Raw genomic sequence first — 18671 nt, forward strand, 5'->3', positions numbered from 1 at the left:
TGAGTTGTCTTTACATCGTGAATACGATCTTTGAATCCTTGGCTCTGACTTCCTCGACCTTGGGTTTCGGCACGGAGACCGCCAGCGATTACGGTCCAGGATTCCTCGGATTCATTTTCACCGCAGCCATGGTCGTTGCCGTGATCTTCCTGATCCGCGACATGATCCGCCGTGTCCGCCGCGTGCGCTACACCTCGGAAGCAGAGGCAAAGCAGCAGGAGATGGTGTCCAAGGGCGAAGAGCGCAAGCTCCAGGAACCCGATGAGCCGCACGACCCGAAGACCGACGAGCAGCAGTAGGAGCTTTGTGAGCTGCGCGATAGCATGATTGCGTGGCACAACGACTCGCTGGCTCATCCAGCCAATACCTCAGACAGCATTCGCATCAACTAGTCGACTGGTTCCCCTATGGGGACGAAGCCTTCGAACAGGCCCGGTTGCGCGACGTACCGGTGATGCTTTCCATCGGCTACGCGGCCTGCCACTGGTGCCACGTGATGAGCCACGAGTCCTTCGACGATCCCGAGATCGCGGCGCTGCTGAACGAGAACTTCGTCGCCATCAAGGTCGACCGCGAAGAGCATCCGCTCGTCGACGACACCTACATGCTGGCCACCCAGGCGCTCACCGGTGCCGGAGGCTGGCCGATGACCATTTTCGCGCTGCCCGACGGGAGAACCGTGCATGCCGGCACGTACTATCCGAAAGAGCCCCGCGGCAAGACCCCGAGCTTCCGCCAAGTGCTCGATGCGGTCCATGAAGCCTGGGAAACCAAGCGCGAATCGCTGGAAGATCAGGCCCAGATGCTCGCTGGGCATCTGGCCGAACTCGGGAGCCGCCAAAGCTCGCTGTTGTCCCTGCAATCCCAGGAACCAGCGGACAAGGCCTTCGGGGCAGCGCTGGACCGGTGGATTGCCGGCACCAAGCCGGAAGGCGGCTTCACCCCTGCACCTAAATTCCCTCCGACCTGGGCCCTGAAAACACTGTGGCGTGCAGTAATCACCACCCCTGATCGCGCCGAAGAGGCCTTCACCGCCGCGGCCACCCACCTCGAAGCGATGTTCCTCGGCGGCTTGCAGGATCACGTTGAGGGCGGTTTCGCCCGCTACTGCGTCGACGAGAACTGGTCGGTCCCGCATTTCGAGAAGATGCTCTACGACAATGCCGGGCTGCTGTCGCTGGCGGCACGCACCAGCGTGCTGGCCGCCGAATTCTCCCGCACCTCCGAAGGGGAAGTGGCCCAGCGCGCGCAGAAGCTTGCAGGACTGGCCCGGCGCAGCGCCGAAGGCATCATCGATTTCCTCAACGAGGAACTGCTCACCGCGTCGTCCGCCGCTCCGGCCTTCGCCGCGTCGCTGGATGCCGATTCATCCCGTGATGGCAAGCAGATCGAAGGCGCGTACTACACCTTCAACCGCGAGGAGATGGCGCTGGTCTCCGACCCGCTGATTCATCGCCTGCCCAAGGGGCTGCTGCGTTTCGCGCCGGTGGCCGAGGACCCGCAGAATTTCTGCTTCTCGCTGCTGCGGGTGCCCGAGCCGAGCGAACTGGGCGTCCTGCAGGAACTGCGCGAGGCAATGCGGGCGCTGCGCCGCTCGCGGATCATGCCGGTCCGCGACGAAAAGGTGATCGCCGGCTGGAATGGCCTGGCCATCGAAGCCCTGGCTGAAGCCGCGCTGCTGCTGGACCAGCCGAGGGCCCTGGAGCTCGCCGAGAAGGCGGCCAATTCTGTGTGGCAGATGCAGTGGGATGAGCGTGCCGGACGGCTGGCTCGGGTGAGCTTCTCCAACCGTGCCGAGCACGGCAACGAGGGCACCTTGCAGGACTACGCCGCCTTGGCCCTGGGCTTCTTGGCGTTGGGCCAGGCCAGCGGCCAGAAGCAGTGGGCAGCGAGGGCCAGCCAGTTGCTGGGACGTGCAGCCGACTTCGTGGATCCGGAAACCGGGGTGCCGCGCGACGCGGTGGGCGCCGATGCGCGGATCGCCGCCCAGCGCGGCAACATCGCTGCGGTCACGGTGCTTGATGACGCGCTGCCGGCTTCGGGGGCGCTCTACGCCAAGGCGTTGGCAATGCATGCGCTGCAGTCCATGGCTGTAGGGGAGTACAGCGAAGCTGATGCGGCGGCCTTGGACAGCGCCCGCGTGCTCTCGGCCCATGCGCTGGCGTTGGCCAGCGATGCGCCGACACAGGTGGCGACCGCCTTGGAAGTGCAATGCATCGTTTCCAGCCCCGTCCAGTATCTTGCGCTGTCGCAGTGGGATTCGGCAGAAGCCAAGCGCGTGCGTTCCGTGGCGTTGAGCCTGGGGATGATTGTGCGTCACGATCCGTCGCTGCCCGGCGCGGAGAACGGCCTGCAGATCCAGCCGTGCCGCGAGGAATTGTGCCAGATGCCAGTGGCCGGGATGGACGGATTCTTCTCGCTGTTCGCTTCGGGAAAGGACGCCTGAGTCCAGGGCGAAGCGTCCGCCGTGGACGCGGTGCGGCGGGCAGATGCCCGCGCTTGGTGATAAATAGCGGTAGATTTAGAACCTAGAGTTTTGGAATCTACCGAAAGGAAGGGACAAGGTGCAGCTACCGAACCTTGCGTACCGTTACTACGAACGGCGCTTGGCGAAGTCCCTTCCAGCCGACAAGCTTCCGCACCATATTGGCGTGATGGTCGACGGCAACCGCCGGTGGGCCAAGCTGGCCGGCACCCCGACCGTTGCGGGCCACCAGGCCGGTGCCGACAAGATCCTGGAATTCCTCGACTGGTGCGAGGACCTGGATATCAAGATGGTCACCTTGTACATGCTCTCCACCGACAACCTCAACCGGGAAGCCGGCGAGCTGCGCGACCTGCTGGAGGTCATCGGCTCGACCCTGGACCGGCTGGGCGAGACCAACCGGGTCAAGGTCCAGCAGGTGGGAGCGAAGGACCTGCTGCCCGAGGACTTGGCGCAGAAGCTCGCCGCCCTGGAAACCGTGACTGCCAACCGCACCGGCGTCCATGTGAACGTGGCCATCGGCTACGGCGGGCGCCGCGAGATCCTCGATGCGTTCAAGGCGTTGCTGTGCAAGGCCGCCGAGGATGGGCGCACGATCGAGGAGCTAGCCGAGGGCCTGTCTACCGAAGACATCGAATCGGCCCTCTACACCAAGGGCCAGCCGGATCCGGACTTGGTGATCCGCACCAGCGGCGAGCAGCGCCTGTCCGGCTTCCTGACCTGGCAAAGCGCCTACTCGGAGTTCTACTTCTGCGAGGCGCTGTGGCCGGATTTCCGCCGCGTTGACTTCCTGCGCGCCCTGCGCGACTTCGCTGACCGCCAGCGCCGCTTCGGAACCTGAGCCGAGCGCGTTGCGCCAGGCTCGGCTGTTCAACTAATCGTTACCTGAACGTAGTGTGTGCGTCGTCTCTTGGTGGCGTTTCGGGGTCTAAGGTGATCATAAGGCCGGGGCATCAAGTCCCAGCTGAGCGAAGGGTTCCACACTAGATGACCAAATGCAGCGCCAGCCGGATTGCTTTCCGGAATCGCCTTGGGCATCCGGTGCCGGGATTCCCCACTGACGCGTGGGGAGAGTCCCCACGCCGGATTCGAGAATGGGTGCGCTGCCATGACACGAACAGCTGAACAGGGTGTACGAACCTACGTCATTGATACGTCGGTCTTGCTTTCCGATCCGAAAGCCATGTTCCAATTCGATGAGCACCATGTCGTGATTCCGCTGACCGTAGTCACCGAGCTGGAAAACAAGCGCAAGGACCCGGATCTGGGTTTCTTCGCACGCCAGGCCTTGCGGCTGCTTGATGACTTGATCGCCAGCCATGGCGGGCTGGCCCAGGCGGTGCCAGTGTCCAAGACCGGTGGAACGCTGCGCATCGAATTGAATAATATTGCCCCCGAGGTCCTGCCGGTAGGCATGCGCTCAGGCGATAACGATTCACGCATCCTGGCTGTCGCCAAGCACCTGCTGAATGAAGGCCTCGACGTTGCCCTGGTGACCAAGGATCTGCCGATGCGCATCAAAGCCTCGGCTATGGGGATCCATGCCGAGGTGTACCGCAATGAGCTGATCGCCTCGACCGGGTGGACCGGCATCCAGCAGCTGGACCTGGATGAAGAGACCATGGCCAAGCTCTACGAGCATGAGCAGGTGCTGAACCACCCTGCGGCAGCCGATGAACCGATTAACACCGGCTTCGTGATCACCTCACCGCGCGGAAGCGCCCTGGGCCGCAAGGTGGATGCGAATACCGTGAAGCTGGTGCGCGGAGACCAGCAGGCCTTCGGACTGCACGGCCGCAGCGCGGAGCAGCGCATCGCCCTGGATCTGCTGATGGACCCTTCCGTGGGCATCGTGTCGCTGGGCGGCAACGCCGGCACCGGCAAGTCCGCGTTGGCGCTGTGCGCCGGCATGGAAGCGGTGCTTGAACGCAGGGAGCACCGGAAGATCACCGTGTTCCGTCCCCTGTACGCTGTCGGCGGCCAGGAATTGGGCTACCTGCCCGGATCCGAAGGGGAGAAAATGGGACCGTGGGCCCAGGCGGTCTTCGATACCCTCGGGTCGATCGTGTCGAAGAACGCCATCGATGAAGTGGTGGAACGCGGGATGCTGGAAGTGCTGCCGCTGACCCACATCCGCGGGCGTTCGCTGCATGATTCCTACGTCATCGTCGACGAAGCCCAGTCCCTGGAACGCAATGTGCTGCTCACGGTGCTCTCGCGCATCGGGCAGAATTCCAAGGTGGTGCTCACCCATGACGTGGCGCAGCGCGACAACCTGCATGTGGGCCGCTATGACGGCGTCGCCGCGGTGGTGGAACAGCTCAAGGGGCACGCGCTCTTCGGGCATGTGACCCTGACCCGATCCGAACGCTCTGCGATCGCCGCGCTGGTCACCAACCTGCTGGATACTCCGACGCTGGCCTAGGACCGGCGTTCGCTGCGCAGCTCCCACGGAATCGGTGCCCGGACATCGGTCAGCGTGGGAGCTGGGGCCGTGAACAGCGAATCGATGTAGTACTCGTTGTGCGCGAGAACCTGGAGCGAGAGTTCCGGGGCCGGCGGCATCCCGGAAGGGGCGGCCAGCACCCGGCGGTTCAGGCAGACGCCGGTTGCCAGATCCAGGACCAGGAGGGTCCGAGCGCCTTCGGGAACCAGGGGAGCGCTGGCCAGCGTGGGCTGGTAGGTATGCCCCGCGGTGAGGACGGCGGCCAGCGCTGGCCGGCCGTCGTGAGTGATCTCGGCCAGCTCGTGGATGTAGGTGGGGTGGTCGAATGCCAGATCATGCGAGGCGGGCTCGGTTCCGGCAAGCTCCACGGGATCGAGCATCGATTCCCAATGCTCCAGTGGAAGCAGCCCGTTGAAGCCGGAAATATCTGGACGGCGCAATATCAACTGGTCCGAGGTGTACACCGGGGAGGTCAGCGAGGCAGGCAGCTTCCAGGAGGAATTCGTGGCAGCGACATAGCCGCGGCTGCGGTCCGCGGTGAACTTCTCCTGCTGGTACACCAGCTGCCCATCTGCCGAACGCACGGCAATGGCTTCGCGCTGGCGGATGATGGCGGTCAGCGTTCCTTCCAAGCCATCTTCCGGCTTGGCGTATTCGTCCGGGACCTGGACCTGGAACTGCAGCGAGGTGCTCAGCCAAGGGGCTGAACGGGCCAGGGCGCGGAAACGGCGCCGGGCAGCGGATTCAGGGGCAGACTGCCCGGGGAAAAGAAGTGGAACTGCAGGAACGTCCATACCCTAATTGTAGAAGCGGCAGAATTATTCACAAGGGGAACACCCCTCTGCCGCACAGGCGTGGACATGCTTATGCTCTACACATGTCAGAAATTTGGAACGTGGCCCAGGAAGGCCCGGCGGTCGCGGCAGCAGTCGTTGTCCAGCTGGCCTGCTTTGCCGGCTTCGGGTTCCTCCTGGCCAGGCAAGACATCGCAACGCATCGCCTGCCCAATCGGGTTATCGCGTACTGGCTGGCGGCCAGCACCGTGGTGATCGTGTTGCTGGGCATCCTGCGTTCTGATGCTCACGGCGTGCTCATGGGCCTGCTGGGGTTGCTGCTGCTGGGCGGAGGATATCTGCTCATTACGCTGATCTCCGCCGGCGCCATGGGCATGGGAGATGTGAAGCTGGCCGGAGTGCTGGGACTGAACCTGGGCTACTATTCTGTGCCCGGCTTGTTCCTCGCAACCGTGCTCACCTTCGTGCTGGCGACCTGCTGGGTGATCGGGGGAATGGCAGTGCGGAAATTGACCCTGAAATCAGCTGTCCCTTTCGGTCCCTTCATGCTGGTTGGAGCATTGGCAGTACTGCTTATGGCACGATGAAATCATGGCAACTCCTGAATTCATCACCCATCTTCGGCAACGTATCGGACATGAACCGCTGTGGCTCTCCGGGGTGAAAGTTGTTGTCTTCCGGGACAGCCGAGTGCTGCTGGTGCGCCGTGCCGACAATGGGCAATGGACCCTGCCGGCGGGGATTATCGACCCTGGCGAAGAACCATCGCACACTGCGCATCGCGAAGTCCTGGAAGAGACCGGCGTTGAATGCGAGATCACGGACCTGTTGGGTGTCGGAGTGACCGCGCCAACGGTTTATCCCAATGGGGATCACGCCCAGTACCTCGATGTGGTTTTCAAAGCCCGCCACCTCTCCGGCGATGCGAGGGTCAACGATGACGAGAACCTGGAAGTGGGATATTTCGAGCTCGCTGAGCGGCCAGAGCTCCCGCCGCTGCATGAGCGGGCTGTGCAGTGGGCACTGGACCCGCGGCCCGGCGGATACTTCGCCAGCTGATGAGTCCGGCAATCACTTGCCGATGGCATGAGCATAGACTTGTTCCATGACTGGGATCGAACTGATTGAACCGACTGCCTCACTCCACGCTTCTTTCATACGGAGCACTGCTGAATGGGCGGGAACGGATCAAGACGGCGCCTCGGTCTTCTTCGCTGCCAAATACGGCTGGGATCTGCACAACGCGGACGACTTCGCTCAATGGGTCCAGCTGCTCAAGGATCTGGAAACGCCGGACTTCACGCCACCAGAAGGTTTCGTCGCGCAAAGCACACTGTGGCTAGTGCATGGCGATGAATACTTGGGTGCAGCCAGCTTGCGTCATGACCTGGGCAATGATTTCCTCCGTGAAGTTGGCGGGCACATCGGCTATGGAATACGCCCGAGCGCCCGCGGAAACCGCCTGGCCAGAATCGCGCTCGCCGGATCCTTGGAACAAGCGCGCAACCTGGGCCTGCCACGAGTCATGCTCACGTGCAACGACTCCAATATTGCTTCGGCGAGAACTATTGAAGCTTGCGGAGGAGTCCTCGAAAGCATCGCTCCGGTTTCCGAAATCGGTCCTCGCTTCGGCTCCCGGGAGGACCTGCGACGCTATTGGATTGAACTGGTCTAGTTCGCTGGAGGCTCCCCACGGCGCCTCATTTAGCTGCGCCCCAACTGATTAAGCAAGCTACCGCGGCCAGTTGCCGGCAACTGGCCGCGGTAGCTGAGGGTGCAATAGCCTGGAGCTAGTGCTTGCCCACCATGGTGGAAACATCCAGCAGCTCATCGAGCTGCTCCTCGGTGACTTCGCCGCGCTCGACGAAGCCCAGCGCGATGGTTGCCTCGCGGACGGTCAGACCCTCGGCCACAGCCTTCTTGGCGATCTTGGCGGCATTCTCGTAGCCGATGAGCTTGTTCAGCGGGGTGACAATCGATGGGGAAGCCTCGGCCAGGAAGCGCGCGCGTTCCACATTGGCCTTGATGCCGTCGATCATCTTCTCAGCCATCACCGTCGAAGTGTTGGAGAGCAGGCGAATGGATTCGAGCAGGTTCGAAGCCATGACCGGGATGCCCACGTTCAGCTCGAAGGCTCCGTTGGTCCCGGCCCAGGCGATGGCCGTGTCGTTGCCGATGACCTGGGCTGCCACCTGGATGGTTGCCTCCGAGATGACCGGGTTGACCTTGCCGGGCATGATGGAGGAACCGGGCTGCAGGTCTGGGATCGCGATTTCGCCCAATCCGGTATTCGGGCCGGAGCCCATCCAGCGCAGGTCGTTGGCGATCTTGATCAACGAGATCGCGATGGTGCGCAAAGCAGCCGATGCCTCGACCAGGCCATCGCGGTTGGCTTGGGCTTCGAAGTGGTTGCGCGCCTCGGTGATGGGCAGCCCGGTGTCTTCGCGGAGGAATTCGATGACCCGCTGGGGGAAGCCATCCGGGGTGTTGATACCGGTGCCTACTGCGGTGCCGCCCAAGGGAACTTCGGCAACTCGCGGCAGCGCGGCTTCGATGCGTTCAATGCCGTAGCGGACCTGTGCTGCATAGCCGCCGAATTCCTGGCCAAGGGTGACCGGGGTGGCATCCATCAGGTGGGTGCGGCCGGATTTGACTACATCCTTGAACTCGGCAGACTTCGCTTCCAGTGCGGAAGCCAGGGTGCCCAACGCCGGGACCAGGTCGTTGATCAGCGCTCCGGTGGCGGCAACGTGCACGGAGGTGGGGAAGACGTCGTTGGAGGACTGCGACGCGTTCACGTGGTCGTTCGGGTGGACCTCGGTGCCGCTGCCCTTGGATTCCAGGGCACGGGTTGCCAGTTCGGCGAGCACCTCATTGGTGTTCATGTTCGAGCTGGTTCCGGATCCGGTCTGGAACACGTCGATCGGGAAGTGCTCATCGTATTGGCCAGTAGCGACCTGATCGGCCGCGGCCACGATGGAGGCGGCGCGTTCTTCATCCAGCACCCCCAGCGCCAGATTGGCTTGGGCGGCGGCCTTCTTGACCTGGGCCAGGGCCTTGATATGCGAGGATTCCAGGGTCTTGCCCGAGATCGGGAAATTTTCGACGGCGCGCTGGGTTTGCGCGCGGTACAGGGCCTGAGCCGGAACCCGGACTTCGCCCATGGTGTCATGTTCGATGCGGAAATCGTCACTGTTAGTCATGAGCCCAGAGTACGCCCGAACCGCAATCAAAGGACAGGGCTCTGACGTAAACATCACAACCAACAGTGACGCTTCGCCGAAATGGGAATAAAAGCCGTTTTACAAGGCTTTTCCCGAGAACTTCGAGTTCTTAGTCGAGACCCAGGCTGGAGACCAGCTGGGCTCGGCCATCGTGCAGGTGGTAGGACACGCCCGCGACTGCGGTCCGGCCTTCTTCGATAGCCAGCGCAATGATGCTGGACAAATCGACGAGGCGGTCGGTGGTCTGCTTGACGTGCTCGACGACGGTGCCGTTCACGTCGGTGATGCCCTTGCGCTCGGCGGCCTGGACCGATGGGGTGATGTGCTCAACGAGGTCGCGCACGAAGCCCTTGGGCATGTTGCCCGATTCCTTGACCTTGATGGCGCTGGTGACCGCACCGCAGGAGTTGTGCCCGAGGATTACGATCAATGGGACGTTGAGGATGTCGACGGCGAATTCCAGCGAACCGAGGCTAGCCGGGTCCAGGACGTGGCCCGCGGTACGCACCACGAACATGTCACCCAATCCCACGTCGAAAATGATCTCAGCGGCAAGCCGGGAATCCGAGCAGCCGAAGATGACAGCGAAGGGTTCCTGGCCGGAAATCAGCTTCTCGCGTCGTGCACTGTCCTGGTTAGGGTGCTGGGTATCGTCATTGACGAAACGGAAATTTCCTGCGCTGAGCTTTTCCCACGCCTCTTGAGGAGTCATGGATGGTTTTTTTGATTCTGCGTGCATGACTCAGATTCTACGGGAATGTATTCGAATATCGAATATGTGACTGGCTATCCCCGTGAACGTGACTTAACCCAGTTCGCTGGCAACCTGTTCAGCAACAACGTTCAGCTGCTCGTCAGAGGTGTCGCTGGACAGCACCACGGTGGAGTCCTTGAACTCGGAGATCAGGTAGGTGCCCTGGTCCTTGGTGCGCACTTCCCACTGGGCTCCGCCGATGGTGCGGGTATCGGTTGGCACCGCCGCATCGGTGATCAGGGCAATCCAGGTCGGGTTGGCTTCAGCGGCTTGGCGAACCCACACGAAGTCCTTGTTCTCGAAGACCAGTCCGCATTCCCAATAGGGGACGCCCTGTGCGGTATTAGCCTGCCAGCGGGCGAAGTTCGCGTATTCCTTCTCGCCCAATTCCGGGGCGAAGATCTCAAAGCCTGAAATCTTCTCCGTCTGTTCTGCGGTGGCCTGCAGGTTGACGTCGCTTTCAAACGCGTCGTCCTTGGGTGCAGGGTTGAGCATGAGCACCGGAATGAGGATGGCAATAGTGAAACCGATGGACAGCACCATGCCCTTGAAGGTCTGGTTCGCGCGCTTGGCCTGCTTCTCGGTCAGCTGCGGCTTGAACGGCAGGTCCTCGAAGGTGGCGTTGGGATCGTCGAGGCTTCGACGAGCCGTGGCAGGCATCTGCGTACCGCTTGCCGCATTGGCGGCTGCCTGGGCGTTGTTCTCGGTGTTGTTCTCAGGTTCCACGCCTTCCATTCTCCCCGAAGATTCTGTGTAATTCGAACTGGAGTGCCCAATCGCACGTCCACCGATGATCAGGCGCGCCCGACACGAACTGTAAAGGGAAAACCCTAGGGGATAGAATGGCCTTGTTTGCATAGGCGCAATGACTACGACTCAGTGATGGGATCTTTCGTGACCGAAAAGAACAATTTTGCCCACCTTTCTCCGCGACTGTCGGTTTCCGACGCGGAGCCGGACCGCAACCTGGCACTGGAGCTGGTGCGCGCAACCGAAGCGGCAGCCATCGCTTCCTCGCCATGGGTTGGTTTCGGTGACAAGAACGCCGCAGACGGTGCCGCAGTCGACGCCATGCGCGGCCTGCTGTCCACCGTGAACTTCAATGGCGTTGTCGTGATTGGCGAAGGCGAAAAAGACGAAGCTCCGATGCTGTTCAACGGCGAGCAGGTTGGCAATGGAACCGGCGCCGAGTGCGACGTCGCAGTTGACCCGATTGACGGAACCCGGCTCACCGCCCTGGGCCTGAACAACGCCCTGTCCGTGCTGGCTGTTGCCGACCGCGGTTCGATGTTCGACCCTTCGGCAGTGTTCTACATGGAGAAGCTGGTCACCGGGCCAGAGGCAGCCGAGCTTGTCGACCTCCGCCTGCCGGTGAAGCAGAACCTGCACCTGATCGCCAAGGCCAAGGGCAAGAAGATCAGCCAAGTGACCGTGACCATCCTTGACCGCCCACGCCACGCCGGGTTGATCGAAGAGATCCGCGCGGCTGGTGCACGCACCAAGCTGATCATGGACGGCGACGTTGCCGGCGCCATTGCCGCAACCCGCGAAGGCACCGGCGTTGACGCGCTGATGGGTATCGGCGGCACCCCCGAGGGCATCGTGACCGCCTGCGCCATCAAGGCATTGGGCGGCGTGATCCAGGGCCGCCTGTGGCCAACCGACGACGACGAGAAGCAGAAGGCCATCGACGCAGGCCACGAGCTGGGCCGCGTGCTGACCACCAACGACCTGGTGACCTCGGACAACTGCTACTTCGCGGCGACCGGCATCACCGATGGCGATCTGCTGCGCGGGGTGCGCTACAAGAACAGCCGCATCCACACCCAGTCGATCGTGATGCGTGCCAAGTCCGGCACCATCCGCTTCGTCGACGGTGAGCACCACCAGGACAAGTGGGAAGCCTACACCCGCTAGCCGCTAGCTGCTTGCAAAACTGCGAGCCATGGACTTGAAACAAGTCCATGGCTCGCAGTTTTTCGTTTCGGGGCCTTGCGGCAGCGCGGCTAGTCGATCTGGGCGCTGGCGGCGAAGAGCTGGCCCGGCACGATGCCCTGCAGCGTGGCGGTGGCCGGAAGCTCGGCCGCGGTGACGAACAGCGATTGCCCGCGGCTGATGTGGTGCTCGCCTTCGCGGGTGGCCACCAGGAACTCGCCGGCAGTGCACAGCAGGACGGCGGCACCGTGCAACTGCAGGTCGGCGGCCAGGCCAGGTTCGGTGGGATCGAGAACCTGCAGCTGGAACTCTTCGAAGTCCGGCTTGTACAGCCGGTCGTGGGTATCCAGCGCCACCGGCTCCAGCAACGGGGCAGGGGAGGGCTGGGCGATGGTGACATCGAGCAGCTCGGGAACATCAATATGCTTGCTGGTCAGCCCGCCGCGCAGCACATTGTCCGAATTGGCCATGACCTCGATGCCCAAACCGCGCAGGTAGGCGTGGACGTTGCCCGCACCCAGGCTGATGGCCTGACCCGGTTCGAGGAAGATCAGGTTCAGCAGCAACGCCACCAGGACCCCTGGATCGCCCGGATAGATCTTGCTGATCGACACCAGTTCGGCGAAATGCACGTTGCGCTGCAGCTCGCCGCTGGCCGCCACTGCATCGCTGATCTGGCGTACCAGCTGGGAGATTTCGTCCCCGGCGGTCAGCACATGCTTGAAAATCGTAGCCAGCGGATCGGCGCCCTGCAGCAGGCCGATCAGCTGGCTGATCGTGGCCTGCGCTGAGTCCGGCAGGTGCGCTGCCAGCAGCTGCAGGTCCTCGGCAATCTGCGCTGGCTGGCGGAACCCGGAGAGCGCCACGAAGTCGGTCAAGGCGAACAGCATTTCCGGCTTGTGGTTGTCATCGCGGTAGTTGCGGTCGGCGGCATCCAACGGCTTGCCCTGGGCATTTTCCTGGGCGAAGCGTTCCTGCGCCTGCTGCAACGTCGGGTGCGTCTGGATCGACAGCGGCTGGGTCGCCGAGAGCACCTTGAACAAATAAGGCAGGCGTCCGAAGCGCTCGGCAACCGCCGAACCCAAAATGCGCTCCGGGTCCTGGGCGATGAAATCGTTGAGCGCGGTGCCGTCATCGGAGAGCCGGCTCGGGCACCCGGGGTGGGCGCCGATCCACATTTCGGCCTGCGGGGTGGTTTCCGCAGGCAGATCCAGCAGATCGGAAATCTGCGAAGCAGATCCCCAGTGGTAGTCCCTAATCGCGTTTTTCAACTCGAACACGTCTTTTGACCATAGCCTTTCAAGAGCGGTAAATGGGTCGCATGGCGGTCGGGGGGTCTTAACCGTTTATGGAACCGAGCATTCGTCGTTGTTTGCCGCGATCTCCGAGATCAACGTGCGGTAGCCAGCCATTTCCAGATTCACCAAGTATTCTTCGGTGATCGGGCTGCCATCGGGCTGGGTGAATTCCCGGTCCTCCTTGTTGGACAGCTTCGGAGCATTGTTCACGTCGGTGGTTTCCTCAGCCTCCTCGGAGGCCTCGGTGGTTTCTTCCGGAGCCGAGGACTTGGAGGAATCCTCGCTCTTCTCCGAATTGTCCTTTTTCTTGTCCTTCTTCGGCTCGTTCTGCTTCGCGATCAGCGACTGGATGCGCTCCTGCAGCTTGTCGAAGTCCGGGTAGGTGGAGAAGCTGCGTTCGAAGTCCGGGGCACCGAGGGTCAGCCGGGCCATTGGCTCCTTGGACACCTTTTCAGCCAGGGAGACGAAGGAACCGAGCTGGCCGGCAGGAATGTCTGTTTCCACCAGCTGTTCGCCAGCGGACATGATGGAGGTGAAATTGGTCAGGATCGTCTGCGGGGTGAACTGCTTGATGATTGCCTGCTGCAAGCACTGCTGGCGCTTGATGCGGTGGTAGTCATCGGTGAAGTCGCGCGAGCGGGCAAACCACAGGGCCTGCTTGCCGGTGAATTCATGGGTTCCCGGGGCGAACCAGTGGGTGCGCACGGTGCTGTTCTCGTAGTACTTGCCGTTGTACGGAACCCAGCCGCCGGAGTTGATGGTGACGCCGCCCAGGGCGTCGACGAACTGCTCGAAGCCGGCCATGTTGACCATGACGTAGCCCTGGACCGGAAGGCCGGTGGTGCCTTCCAGCGCGTCCATGGCCGCCTGCGCGCCGACGTTCTTCACCGAGTCGGGGAACGCATCGGCATGCTCCATTTCGGCGTTGCGGTAGATGGAATTGAAAATGCATTCATCACCGCAGTTGTAGCCGTTTGGCCAGATCTTCTCCATGGGGGAGCCAGGGGCGAAGCGTGCGCTCTGGAAGTTGCGCGGCACCGAGATCAGCAGGCTCTTGCCGGTCTTGGCATCCACGGACAGCAACGCCGCAACGTCGGTGCGCACACCGTCGCGGTTGGCACCGGAGTCGGCACCGAACACCGCGATGTTGTAGCGGCCGTCGATGGGATCGAAGGCCGGGCCCTCGTCGAAAACTGCCTGAATCGTTTCGCGTCCGGTGTTCAGCATCGAGGCGCCGTAGACGAACAGGCCGCTGGTGGCCACCACGGCTGCCAGGGTGAAGACGGTGACGATGGCACGCATGCCCGGGGCCAGCAGCTTGGGCCGGATGATCACCAGGGTGTTGATGAACATGATCAGCCAGCCCAGCGCCAGCGTGCCGAGCACGATGATCAGGAACAGCTGGAAGTTCGGGTGGGCCGCCCAGCCGAGCAGGATCGAGCGATCAATGAAGTACAGGGCAACCAGCGCCAGCACCGCCACCCAGCAGAGCATGGTGATGGACACCGCGATCCGTCCGAGCTTGCGATTTCCGGCAACCAGCTGGGCGCCGCCGGGGAAGAAGATGGTCAGCAGGACCAGGATCAGGGCACGCTTGCTGCGCTGCGGAGAGCTGATGGTCTCCGGCTGGCGCAACGGACTTGGTGCGCGGTGACTGGCAGAACCCATGTACTTTTGGACTTTCCCTAGGAGGCGAAATTCTCGTTGGCAACTTCATCGCGCAGAGCCGAGCCCTTGGCATGGGCCTGCTCGCGCAGTGAATCTGCAAACTGAAGCAACTTTACCTGTAACGACTCGGCTAGCTCATCGGTTCCCGCTGCGAGCATGCGCACGGCCAGCAGGCCGGCATTGCGTGCTCCGCCAATGGAAACAGTTGCTACGGGGACTCCTGCAGGCATCTGGACGATGGAGAGCAGGGAGTCCATTCCATCTAGTTTAGCCAGTGGAACTGGAACTCCGATCACTGGCAGCGGTGTAACAGCTGCAAGCATGCCGGGAAGATGCGCTGCGCCGCCTGCGCCGGCGATGATTGCGCGCAGCCCGCGTTCGTGGGCCTTCTTGCCGTAATCGATCATTTCCTCGGGCATGCGGTGCGCCGAAACGACATCCGCTTCAAAGGGGATGCCGAATTCGGCCAGCGCCTGCGCGGCCAGGCGCATCACCGGCCAATCGGAATCAGAACCCATTACGAGGCCGACGAGTGGTGCTTGAGTCATCAGATATGTCCTTGCAGTGCTTCAGTAAGAGCCGCTGCCCGGCAGGCAGCGGCTCTTGATTAATATAAATGCTAGTTGGCGGTGCCGGCGCCGTCGCGGATTAGCGCGGCCACCTTGTTCGCCTGCGAACGAAGTTCATCTACGCTTTGCCCTGCGTTTGCCACGACGTTGACGTGGCCGATCTTGCGGCCCGGTCGCACGGACTTGCCGTAGGCGTGCACCTTGACTTCCGGGCCGGCGGCCAGCGCGGCCTGGAACGCGGAGTAGAGGTCCTGGTTGGCGCCGCCGAGGTAGTTCTTCATGACGGTCACACCCAGCTCGCGGGTTTCCCCCAGCGGCAGATCCAGCACCGCACGCAGGTGCTGCTCGAACTGGCTGGTGACCGAGCCGTTCATGGTCCAGTGCCCGGTGTTGTGCGGGCGCATGGCCAATTCGTTGATCACGAAGCCGGCGCCGACGCCCGGGGTTTCGAAGAGCTCGGCGGCCATGACGCCGGTGACGCCGAATTCCTCGGCGATGCGCAGGGCGGCTTCGGCCGCGGTGGCAGCGGTAGCCTCGTCGATGTCCTGGGCGGGCGCGATCACTTCGTCGCAGACCCCATCGACCTGGATGGTGTGGACCACCGGCCACGCCTTGGCCTCGCCCGAAGGGGTGCGGGCCACCAATGCGGACAGCTCCCGGGAGAAGTCAACCTTGTCTTCGGCCAGCAGCGGGCCGTTGGCGAACCAGTCGGCGGAATCCTTGGCATCTTGGATGCCGTCGAGCATGCGCACGCCCTTGCCGTCGTAGCCGCCACGCGGGGTCTTGAGCACAATGGGCCAGCCGGTCTGCTCGCCGAAAGCGATCAGCGCCTCGACGTCGTCGACTTTGGCCCAGGCAGGGTTGGGCAGGCCGAGGCGCTCGATGGCCTCGCGCATGACCAGCTTGTCCTGGGCATGGATCAGCGCTGCCGGACGCGGCTGGATGTTCACGCCCTCATTGATCAGGGTGGTCAGGAATTCATTGGGAACGTGCTCGTGGTCGAAGGTGACGACGTCCTTGCCCTTGGCAAATTCGCGCAGGGTATCGAGGTCCTTGTAATCGCCTACCGGTGCGTCGGGAACGCAGCGCGCAGCCGAAACATCCGGACCTTCGGCGAGAACATGCAGTTCAAAACCTAGGTTCAAGGCCTCGGGGGCCATCATTCGGGCCAGCTGCCCGCCACCAATCACACCAATTTTTGGAAAGCTCACGATTACAAGGGTAACGAAAGCGGCGTGGAGAATCGCATGCGCGATGTCTGATTACTCTCAGAATTCGGCCAATTTCCAGAAAGTGCCGATAAAATGGCAAGATCGCGCGCTTTTCCCAGTGCTGAGCGCGCCTTGTTACTGCTAGCCAGACGGGAACTTCATTCCCTGGAGGACAATTGCTCGAGCGCATCAAACTCAAAATAGCCGGACTCATCTCGCTGCTGTGGCGTGAGGTGGCGAAGTTCGGCGTGGTCGGTGGCGTTGCGTTCGTCATCGACTCGGGGATCTACGTCTGGCTCCTGCATGGTCCCATGAGCGATTCGCAGGTCAAGGCAAAGATCGTCGCTGGTGTCGTCGCGACGATGTTCTCCTGGGTAGCCAACCGTTACTGGACCTTCCGCCACCGCCGCCAGGCCAATGTGCTGCGCGAACTGGTGATGTTCATCATCATGAATGCCATCGGCCTGGGCATTGCAGCGGCCTGCGTGTGGGTCACCAAATACTGGTTGGGCCTGACCGATCCGACCTCGGTGTTCATCGCAGGTTCGGTCGTCGGCCTGGTGCTCGGCACGATTTTCCGTTTCTTCGCCTACCGTTTCTGGGTCTTCGGCAAGGAGATGGACCAGGAAGAAGCCTTTGCCCATGACCACGAGGTTCTGGGCAAGCACAAGGCAGATACCGACACCGAACCAGCGGGTTCCGCTGGCCAGGGCGATACCGGCACCGTGCCGACGGTGGTTCGCTAGTCCTGAGGAGAATAGTCGACGCTGATGCGTTCGCCGTCGCGCAGGCGCGCGGTCACTTCCACTCCATCTTCAACTAGCACAATTCCATCTCCTGCCGCCCACTGGCCGATGGCATAAGGCAGCAAGTCGAGCACAGGCAGCTGGGCACGCACGAGAATGGTTCCTTGGCTCTTCGCCTCGGCACCGAAGAGCGTGGCAAGACTGATCGGGGCGCCGCCATTGGTTGCGATGGCTGTTGCATCACCAGCAACCGGCGAGGGATAGAACTGGTCCCCATAGGAACGCACGGAGGCATTGAAGTCTTCTGCGACCGGGCCGAGATCCGAGCCGAAGGACAGCGCGAGAGCTGCCGGGTTCACGGCGAGGATTTCACAGCTGCCGGGGATGCGCTCATCATTCGGCTGGGCGGTAACCCAAAGCGTTGCCTGCTGGGCATCATCATGCTCGGCATCAACCAGCGTGGCGCCATGATGCAGGGCGGCCAGGGCCACCACCAGCGACTTCCAATGCGCTGGCAGGTCAAGCACCACGAGCGAGTCTTCTTCGAGGTCGAAAACCTCGCCCAGGAGATTGGCGCTTTTCGCGACCCAATTGTCGAATACCCGTCCGGAGAGCTCGATGCGTTCCCCGCTGGCGGAGTACCAGGTAAGCCACGGCGAGGCCGAAGCGCGCCGCGGCGCGAGGAGATTCTCCACAAAGGTTCCTGATTGCAGGGTGTTGCTCATTGGGTGTCCTTAAATTTAATTACTGAGAATTCACCGAGAATTCAGCCAAGACGGGACATGCCCGTCTCATCTGCATCTTTTGACGGCGTGTTGTGCCGGGAGTTTCCTGAGAAGTCTTCTTAGAATGACCTCCCCACTTGACTCTAGCGGAGTTACACGGCTGTAATTAGATGGTGAGTCCCGGCAGGTTCATCACTTTTCGCTAGTTCGATGGAATAAATGCTGCCGGATGGATCGGGAGCAGTGATGGTCCGATCTTCTCAAACCAATCGAAAGGTCAACATCACCATGGCGAATCTGGAGCAGGGGTACTCCGAATTTTCGACCTCGGCTGTTGCGTCGGCTCAATACGGGCTGGAGGACGCACCATCCGACTGGTTTGTCGATCCTCAAGCCGGTGAGTCCGCACGAGTTGCAGTTGCAGCCGATCTGGAGACCGCGGCCGACAACTTCTTGAAAGAACACGACACGTTATCCGACACCGAAGAAATCTCCTCGGTTGGATCCTGGGCGCCGGAGCTCGATGAAGATGACGAAGTGCGCGAGACCATCAAGGCAGTATGGCTTGGTGTTGGCGGAGAAGTTGACGAGGGTGAGCTGGGCTGGCAGGCCCGTGCCCTGTGCGCACAGACCGACCCCGAGGCATTCTTCCCTGAAAAGGGCGGCTCGACCCGCGACGCGAAACGTGTCTGCGGCGCATGTGTTGTCCGTTCGGAATGTCTAGAATATGCCTTGAGCAATGATGAGCGCTTCGGAATCTGGGGAGGGCTCTCAGAGCGTGAACGTCGCCGTCTACGGAAACGAGCAATCTAATTC

19 protein-coding genes are annotated in these 18671 nt (G+C 62.1%); 10 read left to right on the forward strand and 9 right to left on the reverse strand.

Annotation, left to right across the window (positions count from 1 at the left end):
• Positions 1–17 precede the first annotated feature (17 nt).
• The 4 genes from BKX98_RS06560 to BKX98_RS06575 all read left to right on the forward strand — a co-directional run bounded on the left by BKX98_RS06560 (position 18) and on the right by BKX98_RS06575 (position 4910).
• Entirely contained in the window at positions 18–299 is a 282-nt protein-coding gene (locus BKX98_RS06560) for a hypothetical protein (protein ID WP_038989899.1), read from the forward strand.
• A 32-nt stretch (positions 300–331) separates the two neighbouring features.
• Positions 332–2446: a thioredoxin domain-containing protein gene (locus tag BKX98_RS06565; RefSeq protein WP_073706611.1), complete on the forward strand. Its 2115-nt coding sequence runs from the start codon at positions 332–334 to the stop codon at positions 2444–2446.
• A gap of 118 nt (positions 2447–2564) precedes the next feature.
• Positions 2565–3326, forward strand: coding sequence for an isoprenyl transferase (locus BKX98_RS06570; protein WP_073706612.1), 762 nt, complete (start codon positions 2565–2567; stop codon positions 3324–3326).
• 267 nt (positions 3327–3593) lie between these two features.
• Positions 3594–4910, forward strand: coding sequence for a PhoH family protein (locus tag BKX98_RS06575; RefSeq protein ID WP_073706613.1), 1317 nt, complete (start codon positions 3594–3596; stop codon positions 4908–4910).
• Here BKX98_RS06575 and BKX98_RS06580 read toward each other — a convergent pair.
• Positions 4907–5725 (reverse strand): hypothetical protein, encoded by an 819-nt coding sequence (locus BKX98_RS06580; protein WP_073706614.1) that lies wholly within the window; start codon positions 5723–5725, stop codon positions 4907–4909. The two genes, BKX98_RS06575 and BKX98_RS06580, sit on opposite strands and share 4 nt — an antisense overlap.
• Positions 5726–5808: 83 nt before the next feature.
• Between BKX98_RS06580 and BKX98_RS06585 the strand changes: the two genes are divergently transcribed.
• Genes BKX98_RS06585 through BKX98_RS06595 form a run of 3 tightly spaced genes read left to right on the forward strand, consistent with a single transcriptional unit; the run spans position 5809 to position 7400 of the window.
• Positions 5809–6312 (forward strand): A24 family peptidase, encoded by a 504-nt coding sequence (locus BKX98_RS06585; RefSeq protein ID WP_073706615.1) that lies wholly within the window; start codon positions 5809–5811, stop codon positions 6310–6312.
• Between the two features lie 4 nt (positions 6313–6316).
• Positions 6317–6784: an NUDIX domain-containing protein gene (locus BKX98_RS06590; protein WP_038989895.1), complete on the forward strand. Its 468-nt coding sequence runs from the start codon at positions 6317–6319 to the stop codon at positions 6782–6784.
• A gap of 46 nt (positions 6785–6830) precedes the next feature.
• On the forward strand, positions 6831–7400 hold the full coding sequence (locus BKX98_RS06595) for a GNAT family N-acetyltransferase (RefSeq protein WP_073706616.1): 570 nt from the start codon (positions 6831–6833) through the stop codon (positions 7398–7400).
• A 115-nt stretch (positions 7401–7515) separates the two neighbouring features.
• Here the strand turns inward: BKX98_RS06595 and BKX98_RS06600 are convergent, their stop codons facing one another.
• The 3 genes from BKX98_RS06600 to BKX98_RS06610 all read right to left on the reverse strand — a co-directional run bounded on the left by BKX98_RS06600 (position 7516) and on the right by BKX98_RS06610 (position 10429).
• Positions 7516–8928, reverse strand: coding sequence for a class II fumarate hydratase (locus BKX98_RS06600; RefSeq protein ID WP_073706617.1), 1413 nt, complete (start codon positions 8926–8928; stop codon positions 7516–7518).
• A gap of 130 nt (positions 8929–9058) precedes the next feature.
• The gene (locus BKX98_RS06605) at positions 9059–9661 is read right to left on the reverse strand and encodes a carbonic anhydrase (protein ID WP_038989892.1); all 603 of its coding nucleotides are present in this window, start codon (positions 9659–9661) and stop codon (positions 9059–9061) included.
• Positions 9662–9754: 93 nt separating this feature from the next.
• On the reverse strand, positions 9755–10429 hold the full coding sequence (locus tag BKX98_RS06610; RefSeq protein ID WP_073706619.1) for a DUF4245 domain-containing protein: 675 nt from the start codon (positions 10427–10429) through the stop codon (positions 9755–9757).
• Between the two features lie 156 nt (positions 10430–10585).
• On the opposite strand from BKX98_RS06610, the gene glpX reads away from it, so the two are divergent.
• Positions 10586–11620: a class II fructose-bisphosphatase gene (gene glpX / locus BKX98_RS06615; protein WP_066139805.1), complete on the forward strand. Its 1035-nt coding sequence runs from the start codon at positions 10586–10588 to the stop codon at positions 11618–11620.
• Positions 11621–11709: 89 nt separating this feature from the next.
• On the opposite strand, the gene manA is transcribed toward glpX, so the two are convergent.
• From manA to BKX98_RS06635, 4 genes are all read right to left on the reverse strand, one after another.
• Complete coding sequence (gene manA / locus BKX98_RS06620) at positions 11710–12918, reverse strand: mannose-6-phosphate isomerase, class I (RefSeq protein WP_073706620.1); 1209 nt, start codon at positions 12916–12918, stop codon at positions 11710–11712.
• Between the two features lie 66 nt (positions 12919–12984).
• The gene (locus tag BKX98_RS06625) at positions 12985–14604 is read right to left on the reverse strand and encodes an LCP family protein (RefSeq protein WP_073706621.1); all 1620 of its coding nucleotides are present in this window, start codon (positions 14602–14604) and stop codon (positions 12985–12987) included.
• A gap of 17 nt (positions 14605–14621) precedes the next feature.
• A complete protein-coding gene (gene purE, locus BKX98_RS06630) occupies positions 14622–15152 on the reverse strand; it encodes a 5-(carboxyamino)imidazole ribonucleotide mutase (RefSeq protein ID WP_073706622.1) in 531 nt (176 codons plus the stop codon).
• A gap of 71 nt (positions 15153–15223) precedes the next feature.
• Complete coding sequence (locus BKX98_RS06635) at positions 15224–16384, reverse strand: 5-(carboxyamino)imidazole ribonucleotide synthase (protein ID WP_073706623.1); 1161 nt, start codon at positions 16382–16384, stop codon at positions 15224–15226.
• Between the two features lie 176 nt (positions 16385–16560).
• Here BKX98_RS06635 and BKX98_RS06640 point away from each other — a divergent pair, with 176 nt between their 5' ends.
• Entirely contained in the window at positions 16561–17130 is a 570-nt protein-coding gene (locus BKX98_RS06640) for a GtrA family protein (protein ID WP_038989884.1), read from the forward strand.
• On the opposite strand, the gene BKX98_RS06645 is transcribed toward BKX98_RS06640, so the two are convergent.
• On the reverse strand, positions 17127–17855 hold the full coding sequence (locus BKX98_RS06645) for a TIGR03089 family protein (RefSeq protein ID WP_052253527.1): 729 nt from the start codon (positions 17853–17855) through the stop codon (positions 17127–17129). The two genes, BKX98_RS06640 and BKX98_RS06645, sit on opposite strands and share 4 nt — an antisense overlap.
• Positions 17856–18143: 288 nt before the next feature.
• Here BKX98_RS06645 and BKX98_RS17355 point away from each other — a divergent pair, with 288 nt between their 5' ends.
• Positions 18144–18668, forward strand: a complete 525-nt coding sequence (locus BKX98_RS17355; RefSeq protein WP_073706835.1) for a WhiB family transcriptional regulator — start codon at positions 18144–18146, stop codon at positions 18666–18668.
• The last annotated feature ends 3 nt before the right edge of the window (positions 18669–18671 follow it).

The organism is Glutamicibacter sp. 0426 (genome assembly GCF_001906485.1).
Classification (GTDB): domain Bacteria; phylum Actinomycetota; class Actinomycetes; order Actinomycetales; family Micrococcaceae; genus Glutamicibacter; species Glutamicibacter nicotianae.

What these genes read in the sequence shown, in the direction of transcription:
- BKX98_RS06595 (WP_073706616.1), top strand. Translation starts at nt 6,831, where the DNA reads ATGACTGGGATCGAACTGATTGAACCGACTGCCTCACTCCACGCTTCT.
- BKX98_RS06605 (WP_038989892.1), bottom strand. Translation starts at nt 9,661, where the DNA reads ATGACTCCTCAAGAGGCGTGGGAAAAGCTCAGCGCAGGAAATTTCCGT.
- BKX98_RS06590 (WP_038989895.1), top strand. Translation starts at nt 6,317, where the DNA reads ATGGCAACTCCTGAATTCATCACCCATCTTCGGCAACGTATCGGACAT.
- BKX98_RS06645 (WP_052253527.1), bottom strand. Translation starts at nt 17,855, where the DNA reads ATGAGCAACACCCTGCAATCAGGAACCTTTGTGGAGAATCTCCTCGCG.
- glpX (WP_066139805.1), top strand. Translation starts at nt 10,586, where the DNA reads ATGGGATCTTTCGTGACCGAAAAGAACAATTTTGCCCACCTTTCTCCG.
- BKX98_RS06625 (WP_073706621.1), bottom strand. Translation starts at nt 14,604, where the DNA reads ATGGGTTCTGCCAGTCACCGCGCACCAAGTCCGTTGCGCCAGCCGGAG.
- BKX98_RS06575 (WP_073706613.1), top strand. Translation starts at nt 3,594, where the DNA reads ATGACACGAACAGCTGAACAGGGTGTACGAACCTACGTCATTGATACG.
- BKX98_RS06600 (WP_073706617.1), bottom strand. Translation starts at nt 8,928, where the DNA reads ATGACTAACAGTGACGATTTCCGCATCGAACATGACACCATGGGCGAA.
- BKX98_RS17355 (WP_073706835.1), top strand. Translation starts at nt 18,144, where the DNA reads ATGGCGAATCTGGAGCAGGGGTACTCCGAATTTTCGACCTCGGCTGTT.
- BKX98_RS06585 (WP_073706615.1), top strand. Translation starts at nt 5,809, where the DNA reads ATGTCAGAAATTTGGAACGTGGCCCAGGAAGGCCCGGCGGTCGCGGCA.
- BKX98_RS06580 (WP_073706614.1), bottom strand. Translation starts at nt 5,725, where the DNA reads ATGGACGTTCCTGCAGTTCCACTTCTTTTCCCCGGGCAGTCTGCCCCT.
- purE (WP_073706622.1), bottom strand. Translation starts at nt 15,152, where the DNA reads ATGACTCAAGCACCACTCGTCGGCCTCGTAATGGGTTCTGATTCCGAT.